This is a genomic window from Nocardioides sp. Root151, assembly GCF_001427925.1.
In the GTDB taxonomy this organism is placed as follows: Bacteria; Actinomycetota; Actinomycetes; order Propionibacteriales; family Nocardioidaceae; genus Nocardioides.
Window position 1 is genome coordinate 462,770 of record NZ_LMGG01000004.1, and the last position, 10,313, is coordinate 473,082.

Consider the following 10,313-nt stretch of genomic DNA (forward strand, 5'->3'; position numbering starts at 1 on the left):
CGATGAAGACGATTGCCATCAAGTTCGGCCTCTTCGGCCTCGTGTCGATCCTGCTGTTCGTCGGGCTCTACAACACGATGACGAACAAGGTCAACGGCGACTCCAAGACCCTCTACGCGGCGTTCACGAACGTCAGCGGGCTGCGGGCCGGTGACGACGTACGCATCTCCGGGGTCAAGGTCGGCCGCGTCGAGAACGTGACGGTCAAGGACAACACGCTCGCCAAGGTCGAGTTCACCGTGCAGGACAGCCAGAAGGTCAGCGACACCACGCGCGTGGTCATGCGCTACCAGAACCTGCTCGGGCAGAAGTACCTCGCCCTGACACCCGGTGCACAGCCCGGCACGCCTTTGAAGGACGGCGACGAGATCGGGCTCAACCGCACCCGTCCCGGCTTCGACCTCACCGCGCTGCTCAACGGCTTCGAACCGCTCTTCAACGTGCTCTCGCCCAAGGACCTGAACACCCTGGCCTCCAACATCGTCTCCGTGTTGCAGGGGGAGTCCGGCAGCGTCGAGTCGCTCCTGGCCGAGACCGGCGAGCTCACCTCCTTCCTGGCCGACAAGGACCAGGTCTTCGGCGAGGTCGTGGAGAACCTCACGCCGGTGGTCGACAACCTGGCCGCGAACTCCGACCAGTTCGACACCGCCCTGGTCGAGCTGCGCAAGCTGGTGACCGAGCTCAACAAGGGCAGTGGCAACTTCTTCGGGGCCCTCGACAACATCGGCACCAACCTCGACTCGACGACCGACCTGGTCAACGACCTGCGGCCGACGATCGAGGCCGACATCCGTTCACTTCGGCGCCTGGGCGCCACCATCACGAGGGGCACGCCGGTCATCGAGAACGCCTTCGACGCCCTGCCCCAGCTGGTCGGCGCCTTCGTGCGTTCGCAGTCCTACGGCGCCAACCTGCAGGTCTACAACTGCAAGTTCGGCATCAAGCTGCTGGGTGAGAACACGACCTGGGTCGGTGGCCAGAACGGCCCGTTCTCGGAGGCCTGCCGATGAACTTCGCGAAGACACCCGAGAGCTACCGCAGGATCGGCCTGATGGGCGCCGGGGTCCTGGCGATCCTCGCCGCCCTGATCATGGCGACCACGATCTTCCCGTTCGGCGCGAACACCTACACCGCCGAGCTCGAGCACACCGCCGGCCTGCGCGTCGGTGAAGAGGTCCAGGTGGCCGGAGTCGGCGTCGGTGAGATCCGCAAGATCGAGCTCGACGGGCAACACGTCCAGATCGAGTTCACCGTCGACAAGGACATCGAGCTCGGAAAGGCGACCACCGCCGAGGTGAAGGTGGCCACCCTGCTCGGCACGCACTTCCTGCTGCTGTCACCGTCCGGCAAGGGCGAGCTCTCCCACGAGCACATCCCGCTGTCCCAGACCCACGTGCCGTTCAACCTCCAGGACGTCATCAACCAGACCGGCGACCTCTCCCAGAAGCTGGACGTCGACACCATCCGGACGGCGCTCAACACGGTGGCCAGGACGATGGACCAGTCGAGCGAGGAGTTCCTGCCTGCGCTGCGCGGCATCTCCGACCTCTCCGAGATGTTCGCCAACCGCTCCGACGACCTCGGCACGCTGCTCGAGTCGACGAGCACGTTCAGCGAGCAGCTGGCCAACAGCAGTGACGACATCACGGTGCTGATGAAGCAGGCCAACGTGCTGCTGACCGAGCTGGTCTCCAGGCGGCAGGCGATCCACAACCTGCTCGTCGACCTCCGGGCGATCGGCACGCAGCTGAGCAGCCTGATGAAGGAGAACCGCGACGAGATCGGGCCGATGCTCGACAACCTGAACAACACCATCCAGCTGCTCACCAGGAACCACGAGAAGCTGGGCCAGGTCGCCGACCTGCTCGGACCGACGGCGCGCTACTTCGCCAACAGCACCGGCTCGGGGTCCTGGCTCGACCAGTACATGCCCGGTGCCACGCCGGACACCATCCGGTGCCGCATCGAAGGGAAGTGCAGCTGATGCAGGCATCTCTCGGACGCTCCCTGCGGCTGCTGGCCATGCTGCTCGCCCTCACGGTGGGGCTCACCGGCTGTGGACCTTTCGGCAAGGACAAGACCACGATCACGGTCCAGCTCACCAACAGCGCGGGGCTCTTCGTCGGCAACGACGTGGGCGTCCTCGGCGTCCCGGTCGGAGAGGTCACCAAGATCGAGCCCCACGGTGACCGGGTCGACGTCACCCTCGAGCTCGACCCCGACGTCAAGATCCCGGCCGACGCGGGCGCCGTCATCGTTTCAAGGTCGATGGCCACCGACCGGTACGTCGAGCTCACCCCGGCGTACAACTCCGGACCGGTGATGAAGACCGGCGCCACCATCGACCAGGAGCAGACCCGCACCCCCGTCGAGTGGGACGAGCTGCTCGACTCCATCGACGTCCTGGCGGAGGGCCTGAACGGCAAGGGCAAGAACGCCAAGCCGCTCAAGCGGCTGCTCGACAAGACGGCCAACACCCTCGACGGCAACGGCAAGCAGATCCGCCGCACGATCACCAACCTGGTCAACGGCACCGGGGCCTTCGCCGAGCACAGCGACGCCTTCGCCACCACTTTGGGCAACCTCGACACCCTCACGGCGGCGATCGCCAAGAACGACAAGCTGGCCCGCCGCTTCATCAACAACGTCTCGGCCGGCACCAACCTCGTCCGCGACGAGCGGATCAACCTGCAGACCGCGGTCGACAGCCTCAGCGAGACGATCAGCCTGCTCGCCGTCTTCGTCAAGCACCACAAGGGCGACATGCGCACGGCGGTGCTGAACATCGAGGACCTCTCGCAGCGCATCCTCAAGCACAAGGGCTCCCTCAGCGAGCTGCTCGAGGTCATGCCGGTGGCGATGGAGAACCTCGGCCGCGCGATCAACGACCAGAAGCGGCTCGACATCCGGCTTCCCGTCGAGCTGCTGCTCCCGGGCACCGAGGTCGTGCACGCACTCTGTGGCCTGATCCCGGGTCCACTGTGCGAGGCCCTGTCCGGCGCCCAGGACCTGGGTTCCGTGATCGACATCCTGCTCGGCGGGGGGAGGAAACCATGACCGGCCTGCTGCGAATCCTCGGACTGCTGGTCGCCACGCTGCTGGTCAGCACCGGGTGCTCCGCACTGAACGCGGAGAACATCCCCGTCGGCACCGGCGTCGAGGATCCCTACGACGTCACGGTGTCGTTCCCCGACGCGCTCAACCTTGCCAACGGTGCTGCGGTCAAGATCGACGGTGCCACCGTGGGACGAGTCGAGGAGGTCGCCACGGCCGACTTCCAGGCCCGGGTCACGCTGAACATGGACGGCAAGACCAAGCTGCCCCGCGACACCACCTTCCGCTTGCGCCCGACCACCGCCCTCGGTGAGCTCTTCGTCGAGGTGATCCGGGGCAAGAGCCGCACGCTGCTCACCGACGGGGCCAAGGTCGGCATCGACCAGACCCGCTCGGCGCCGACCGTCGAGGACGGCCTGGCCGCCGCGTCGCTCCTGATCAACGGCGGCAGCCTGAGTCAGATCAAGACGATCATCAACGAGGTCAACACCGCGCTCGACGGCCGCACCGGCACCGTGCGCGACTTCATCAACAACACCGAGTCGCTGGTCGGCACGCTCAACGACAGCAAGGCCGACATCGACCTGTTCCTCAACGCCCTGGCCCGTACGTCGAAGCTGCTGAACGCGCGAGAGGACCAGATCAACCGGGCGATCAAGCTGGCCGGACCGGTGGCGAAGGTGGTCCGCCGCAACAGCGGCAAGATCACCGCGCTGCTCCAGGAGCTCGAGGGGATGAGCAAGAACGTCGACGGCCTGGTCACCGCCACCAAGGGCGACATCAGTGTCTCCGCGGCCGAGCTCGGCCCCATTCTCGACACCCTGCAGGACAACAAGGCGCAGGCGAAGTCGATGCTGGTCAAGGCCACCAACCTCGCCGCCCTGATCGACCGGGCCGTGCCGACCGAGTACCTCAACCTCTCCCTCGAGCTGCGGCTCAGCACCGGCTTCGGCATGCCTCTCCCGGGTGCTCGCACGGCCACGACGCAGGAGGCCACCCCGTGAAGAACAAGGCTGCTGCCAAGGCGTCCCTCGGCAAGCTGATCTTCGGTGCCGCCGTGCTGGCCGGCGTGCTCGTGGCCTGCCTCGTGCTCCTTTTCGCGTGGATCCTCCAGGCGCCGATCGGCAAGCAGAAGGCAGAGATCACGGTCACCATGCCGCGCACCGGCGGCCTGTTCGAGGGATCCTCCGCGAGCTACCGCGGAGTCGAGGTCGGCGAGGTCAAGAAGATCGAGCTCGACGGCTCCGGGGTGAAGGTCACCGTCGACCTCAAGTCCGGTGTCGAGATCCCCGCGGACGTCGTGGCCAAGGTGCGTTCGCTCTCACCCGTGGGGGAGCAGTACATCGACTTCCGGCCGAACGGGACCGGCGGTCCCTACCTCGCCGACGGCGACCGGGTCTCCGCGACCGCCGATGACCTTCCGGTGTCGCTGGCGAAGATGGTCAGCGGACTGCAGGCCGCGATGCGCCAGGTCGACCCCGACAAGGTCCGCACCGTGCTCCGAGAGGTCAACACCGCCTTCGCAGGCAGTGGTGACGACCTGCGGAAGCTGCTCGCGAACACCGAGACCCTGCTCGACACGGTCGACACGACGTGGCCCACCGCCGAACGCGTGCTGACCCAGGGGCGCACGACGCTGAAGATCTTCGCCGACAACCGGCAGCTCCTGGTCGACTGGGCGGCCTCGGCGGCCACGGTCGGCACCTGGTTCGTGCAGTGGAACCCCGACGTGCGCGCGATCCTGTCGCGGATGCCGGGCGACCTGGCCGACGTGATGGTGCTGATCGACGGCGTCGACCACCGCCTGCCCGGCCTGTTGAAGAACGTCAACCCGCTGACCAAGTTCCTCGCCCTGCGTGGACCCCATCTGCAGGCGACGCTGTCGATGACGCCGTACGGCCTCGGGCGCTTCGCCAGTGTCATGTACAACGGCTACATGAACGTGACGGCGAGCCTCCAGAAGACGCAGCCCTACTGCAACTACGGCACCGATCGTGGCAGTCCCACGGAGGGCACCGGTGGGCGCGACCTCTACCTGAACGGGCACTGCACCGGGTCTGCTCCGTGGCGCGGTGCCAACCACGCGCCCGCACCGTTGACCCGCTGACCTCTCCTACGTCGACCCGTCGTGAATTCTGATCGACCTGTCGCCAGTTTCGCTCACTGAACGAAACTGGCGACGGCTCGACGCGAACTGGCGACAGGTCAGCGGGTGCGGCGGCGGTCGGGTTGCACGCGCAGGGCCTGCAGGGTGGTGGCCAGCATCCGGTAGTGGCCGACCAGCATGAGCAGCTCGACCGACGTGCGCTCGTCGAGGTGCTCGCGCACCCGGTGCCAGGTGGCGTCCGACAGGTCGGCGTCGCGCAGCAGCTCGTCGGTCGCGTCGAGCAGCATCGTGTCGCGCGCGGACCAGTCGTGCTCCGCGCGTCCGGCCAGGCCCTCGATCTCCGGCGTGGTGAGACCGGCCTTGCGGCCCATGCCCTCGTGCTGCGCCCACTCGTAGTCGGAGTGCGCGGTCGCGGCCACGCGCAGGATCACCAGCTCGGTCTCGCGGCGGGCCAGCCGTCCGCCGGGCATCAGGCGCCCGGCGAAGTGCAGCCAGCCCCAGAAGAGCCGCCGGTTGCGGCCCAGGGTGAGGAACACCGCCGGCGGTTCGGTGCCCGAGACCCGGCCGGCCAGCCGTGAGAACGCCCAGATGGCGGGTCCGACCTCGCGCACGCCGCCCGGGCCGAGGCGAGGTGTGGGGCTCACGCGGGGTCCCTGGGCTTGCCGCAGCGCAGCGAGGATTTGTCTGGGGTGCTCATGTGGCGTCCGAACGGCGGGCGCGACCCACTGCGGGCAGGGCCCGGTTGGCGCCGTGGTTCATCACCCGCATCGCGACGACGTACGCCGGGGAGCAGTGTCGCTGCAGCGCGTGGATCAGCCGGATGTCGTTCGAGGTGTAGACCCAGTACTTGTTGCGGCGTACGCCGTCGAGGATCGCCGCCGCTGCCTGGTCAGGCGTGGCGGCGCGCTTGCGGAACCGGGCGTGCAGCTTCTCGAAGGCGGGGGAGGAATGGTCGACCCCGGCGATCTCGACGGTCTGGGTCAACGGCGTCGCCACCCCGCCGGGGCAGACCAGGCTGACCCCGATGCGGTGCCGGCGCAGGTCGAAGCGGAGCACCTCGGACACGCCGCGGAGGCCGAACTTGCTGGCCGAGTACGCCGCGTGCCAGGGCATGCCGATGATGCCGGCGGCGGAGGAGACGTTGACCAGGTGGCCCGGCCTCCCGGCCTCGATCATCGGAGGGACGAGCGACTCGATGACGTGGATGGGCCCCATCAGGTTGATGTCGACCAGCTTGCGCCACTGCTCGTGCTCGAGGGACTGGACGGTGCCCCACGACGAGATGCCCGCGACGTTCATCACGACGTCCATCGCGCCGTGCTCCTCGGTCAGGCGGGCTGCCAGCGCCTTGACCGCCGGGTAGTCGCTGATGTCGGCCGCCTCGACGAACGGGACCGAACCTCCGCCGGCCCGGATCTCCGCGGCCGTTGCCTCGAGCAACTCGGCGTTGCGATCGGTGAGGAACACCGAGGCGCCCTCGGCGGCCGCGAGGACGGCGCAGGAACGACCGATCCCGCTCGCCGCCCCGGTGATGAAGACCTTCCGGCCGGACAGGTCCCTGAAGGGCGGTCTGAAGGGGTTGCGGAACATGTGTCTCCTGGTCGTGGGGGTCAGAGCAGGGGCCGTAGCGGCGCCAGCACCGCCTCGGTGAAGCGACGGTAGATGTCACGGGACTCCCACTCGTCGCGGGTCAGCTCGGCACTGTTGGACAGGTCGACCTCGTAGATCTGCTCCATCGCGTGGGCCATGCCGGGGTCGATGATCTCGACGTTGATCTCGTAGTTGCCCTGCATGCTGAGCCGGTCGATGTTGGCCGTGCCGATGGTGGACCAGCTGCCGTCGATGGTGGCCGTCTTGGCGTGCACCATGGCGTCCTTGAACCGGAAGATGCGCACCCCGGCGGCGATCAGCTGGCCGAAGTAGCCGCGCGAGATCCAGTCGGCCACGATGTGGTTGGACTTGGCCGGCACCAGCAGGCGTACGTCGACGCCGCGGCGGGCGGCGTCGGCCAATGCGTCGACGAAGTCCTGGTCGGGGATGAAGTAGGCGTGGGTCAGCCAGATGTTGCCGGTTGCCCGGTTGATCGCCTCGAGGTACATCGAGCGGATCGGGAACATCCACAGCCGGGGCACGTTGCGCTGGAAGCGGATGCGCGGCTCCCACTGCGAGGCGGTCTCGAGCAGCAGCGGCCGCTCGCTGGCGCGGAAGCGCTTGCGGCGGTAGAGGTTCCAGAAGTCGGCGAAGGCACGCTTGAGGTCCCAGACACCGGGGCCGGTGATCCGGCAGTGCGTGTCGCGCCACTCCGTGGCGTAGGGGGTGCCGATGTTGTAGCCGCCGACGAACCCGACCTCGTCGTCGACCACCAGGATCTTGCGGTGGTCACGACCGTAGTGGCGTAGGTCGAAGAACCGCAGCCCGGCGTTGTAGACCGGGAAGCGGAGCACCTTCAGGCTCGGGCTGAACTTCTTGAACGTCGGCTTGACCACGATGTTGGCGAACGCGTCGTAGATGATGTGCACGTCGACGCCACGGTCGGCGGCATCGGTCAGCGCCTGCTTGAACCGCTCGCCGACCTCGTCGCCCTTCCAGATGTAGGTCTCGAAGAGGATCTGCCGCTTGGCCCCGGCGATCGCGGCCAGCATGTCGTCGTACAGGTCCTGGCCGAAGGTGTACGTCGTGACGGTGCCGTCGCCGACCTCGACGGTCTCGGGGGTCGTGGTCGGGAACGGCTTGGGCTTCTTGTTGCGCCGGCGGTAGGAGTCGACCAGCGTCAGCCCGATGGCCAGCAGCACCTGGACGCCGAAGAACGACAGCAGGGTGCGCCGGACGAGGGTGAGGAGCCGGGCCCGGCTGCTGTCTGTTCGGGGCACGGCGTCAATCTAGTGGACATCACCGACACGAGGAGGCAGGGCCCGCTGACCGGGTGCCACTCGTTCTCCGCTGGCGTTGTCGGTGGCGCCGTCTAGGCTTGCCGTCATGCGACCAGTGACCGATCTCGAGCGCCGGGTGGCCCCGTTCGAAGTGATCTCCGACTACCAGCCGGCGGGCGACCAGCCGGCGGCGATCAAGGAGATCTCCGCCCGGGTGCGCGACGGCGTCGACGACATCGTGCTGCTCGGCGCCACCGGCACCGGCAAGACCGCGACCGTGGCGTGGGTGGCCGAGGAGCTCCAGCGACCCCTGCTCGTGCTCCAGCCCAACAAGACCCTGGCCGCCCAGTTCGCCAACGAGCTGCGCGGCCTGTTCCCCAACAACGCCGTCGAGTACTTCGTCAGCTACTACGACTACTACCAGCCCGAGGCCTACGTCCCGCAGACCGACACCTACATCGAGAAGGACTCCTCGATCAACGAGGAGGTCGAGCGACTGCGCCACTCGGCGACGAACTCGCTGCTGACCCGTCGTGACGTGATCGTGGTGTCGACGGTCTCCTGCATCTACGGTCTCGGCACCCCGCAGGAGTACGTCGACCGCATGCTGAGGCTGCGCGTGGGGGAGGAGCACGACCGCGACTCGATCCTGCGCCAGCTGGTCTCGATCCAGTACACCCGCAACGACCTGGCCTTCACCCGCGGCACGTTCCGGGTGCGCGGCGACACCCTCGAGATCTTCCCGGTCTACGAGGAGCACGCGGTCCGGGTGGAGTTCTTCGGCGACGAGATCGAGCGGCTGATGACGCTGCACCCGGTGACCGGTGAGGTGATCACCGACGACCAGGAGCTCTACGTGTTCCCGGCGACCCACTACGTGGCCGGCCCCGAGCGCATGGAGCGGGCGATCAACGGCATCGAGGCCGAGCTCGAGGAGCAGCTGGCCACCTTCGAGCGCCAGGGCAAGCTGCTCGAGGCGCAGCGGCTGCGCATGCGCACGACGTACGACGTGGAGATGATGCGGCAGGTCGGGTCGTGCTCCGGCATCGAGAACTACTCGATGCACATCGACGGCCGCGCCCGTGGCACGGCCCCCAACTGCCTGCTCGACTACTTCCCCGAGGACTTCATGCTCGTGGTCGACGAGTCCCACGTGGCGGTGCCCCAGATCGGCGGCATGTACGAAGGCGACATGTCGCGCAAGCGCAACCTGGTCGAGCACGGCTTCCGGCTGCCCAGCGCCATGGACAACCGCCCCCTGAAGTGGGAGGAGTTCCTCGAGCGCATCGGCCAGACCATCTATCTCTCCGCCACCCCGGGCAACTACGAGCTCGACAAGGTGCAGGGCGACGTCGTCGAGCAGATCATCCGCCCGACCGGCCTGATCGACCCCGAAGTGATCGTCAAGCCGACCAAGGGCCAGATCGACGACCTGATCCACGAGATCCGCGAGCGCACGGAGAAGAACGAGCGGGTCCTGGTCACGACGCTGACCAAGAAGATGTCCGAGGACCTCACCGACTACCTGCTCGACGCGGGCATCCGCACCCGCTACCTGCACAGCGAGGTCGACACCCTGCGTCGCATCGAGCTGCTCCGCGAGCTGCGTCTCGGCGAGTACGACGTCCTCGTCGGCATCAACCTGCTGCGCGAGGGCCTCGACCTGCCCGAGGTGTCGCTGGTGGCGATCCTCGACGCCGACAAGGAGGGCTTCCTGCGCTCCGACAAGTCGCTGATCCAGACCATCGGTCGCGCGGCCCGCAACGTGTCCGGCCAGGTGTTCATGTACGCCGACAAGATCACCGACTCCATGGAGCGGGCGATCGACGAGACCAACCGGCGCCGCGCCAAGCAGGTCGCCTACAACACCGAGCGCGGGCTCGACCCCCAGCCGCTGCGCAAGAAGATCGCCGACATCACCGACATGCTGGCCCGTGAGGACGAGTCGACCGAGGAGCTGCTCAAGACCTGGCAGCACATGGACCCGAAGCAGAAGAAGGCGCCGGTCCCGGCGCTGTCCAGGCTGCACGGCGACCAGCGCACCCCCGATGCGGCGGGACTGCCCAGTGCCGAGCTGGCCGAGCTGATCCAGGAGCTGACCGACCAGATGCACAACGCCGCGGCCGAGCTGCAGTTCGAGGTCGCGGCCCGGCTGCGTGACGAGATCTCCGGGCTCAAGAAAGAGCTGCGCCAGATGATCGAGGCGACGCGATGAATGCCTGGCACGCGCGCTGGCGGCGTTCTCGTCGCTCGCAGGCCAACCCCGGGCCAGCTTCGCTCCT

General features: G+C 67.6%; 9 protein-coding genes. 6 read left to right on the forward strand and 3 right to left on the reverse strand.

The features are described from left to right. The first annotated feature begins 2 nt into the window (after window positions 1–2). Genes ASD66_RS10685 through ASD66_RS10705 form a run of 5 tightly spaced genes read left to right on the forward strand, consistent with a single transcriptional unit; the run spans window position 3 to window position 5,161 of the window. The gene (locus ASD66_RS10685) at window positions 3–1,010 is read left to right on the forward strand and encodes an MlaD family protein (protein WP_056890921.1); all 1,008 of its coding nucleotides are present in this window, start codon (window positions 3–5) and stop codon (window positions 1,008–1,010) included. Next, on the forward strand, window positions 1,007–1,984 hold the full coding sequence (locus ASD66_RS10690; protein WP_056890922.1) for an MCE family protein: 978 nt from the start codon (window positions 1,007–1,009) through the stop codon (window positions 1,982–1,984). Before ASD66_RS10685 ends, ASD66_RS10690 begins: the two co-directional genes overlap by 4 nt. After that, a complete protein-coding gene (locus ASD66_RS10695; RefSeq protein ID WP_156388637.1) occupies window positions 1,984–3,057 on the forward strand; it encodes an MCE family protein in 1,074 nt (357 codons plus the stop codon). The genes ASD66_RS10690 and ASD66_RS10695 overlap by 1 nt, the downstream gene beginning before the upstream one ends. Beyond that, on the forward strand, window positions 3,054–4,058 hold the full coding sequence (locus ASD66_RS10700) for an MCE family protein (protein ID WP_056677171.1): 1,005 nt from the start codon (window positions 3,054–3,056) through the stop codon (window positions 4,056–4,058). The genes ASD66_RS10695 and ASD66_RS10700 overlap by 4 nt, the downstream gene beginning before the upstream one ends. Beyond that, window positions 4,055–5,161, forward strand: coding sequence for an MlaD family protein (locus ASD66_RS10705; protein ID WP_056890924.1), 1,107 nt, complete (start codon window positions 4,055–4,057; stop codon window positions 5,159–5,161). Before ASD66_RS10700 ends, ASD66_RS10705 begins: the two co-directional genes overlap by 4 nt. A gap of 98 nt (window positions 5,162–5,259) precedes the next feature. Here the strand turns inward: ASD66_RS10705 and ASD66_RS10710 are convergent, their stop codons facing one another. Genes ASD66_RS10710 through ASD66_RS10720 form a run of 3 tightly spaced genes read right to left on the reverse strand, consistent with a single transcriptional unit; the run spans window position 5,260 to window position 8,031 of the window. Next, the gene (locus ASD66_RS10710) at window positions 5,260–5,805 is read right to left on the reverse strand and encodes a carboxymuconolactone decarboxylase family protein (protein ID WP_056890925.1); all 546 of its coding nucleotides are present in this window, start codon (window positions 5,803–5,805) and stop codon (window positions 5,260–5,262) included. Window positions 5,806–5,854: 49 nt separating this feature from the next. Next, window positions 5,855–6,751, reverse strand: coding sequence for an SDR family oxidoreductase (locus ASD66_RS10715; protein WP_056890926.1), 897 nt, complete (start codon window positions 6,749–6,751; stop codon window positions 5,855–5,857). Between the two features lie 20 nt (window positions 6,752–6,771). Continuing rightward, on the reverse strand, window positions 6,772–8,031 hold the full coding sequence (locus tag ASD66_RS10720; protein ID WP_056677183.1) for a phospholipase D-like domain-containing protein: 1,260 nt from the start codon (window positions 8,029–8,031) through the stop codon (window positions 6,772–6,774). A 106-nt stretch (window positions 8,032–8,137) separates the two neighbouring features. Between ASD66_RS10720 and uvrB the strand changes: the two genes are divergently transcribed. Then, window positions 8,138–10,246 (forward strand): excinuclease ABC subunit UvrB, encoded by a 2,109-nt coding sequence (uvrB, locus tag ASD66_RS10725; RefSeq protein WP_056677185.1) that lies wholly within the window; start codon window positions 8,138–8,140, stop codon window positions 10,244–10,246. The last annotated feature ends 67 nt before the right edge of the window (window positions 10,247–10,313 follow it).

Coding starts and splice junctions, on each gene's coding strand:
- ASD66_RS10685 (WP_056890921.1), top strand. CDS start 3: ATGAAGACGATTGCCATCAAGTTCGGCCTCTTCGGCCTCGTGTCGATC.
- ASD66_RS10690 (WP_056890922.1), top strand. CDS start 1,007: ATGAACTTCGCGAAGACACCCGAGAGCTACCGCAGGATCGGCCTGATG.
- ASD66_RS10695 (WP_156388637.1), top strand. CDS start 1,984: ATGCAGGCATCTCTCGGACGCTCCCTGCGGCTGCTGGCCATGCTGCTC.
- ASD66_RS10700 (WP_056677171.1), top strand. CDS start 3,054: ATGACCGGCCTGCTGCGAATCCTCGGACTGCTGGTCGCCACGCTGCTG.
- ASD66_RS10715 (WP_056890926.1), bottom strand. CDS start 6,751: ATGTTCCGCAACCCCTTCAGACCGCCCTTCAGGGACCTGTCCGGCCGG.
- uvrB (WP_056677185.1), top strand. CDS start 8,138: ATGCGACCAGTGACCGATCTCGAGCGCCGGGTGGCCCCGTTCGAAGTG.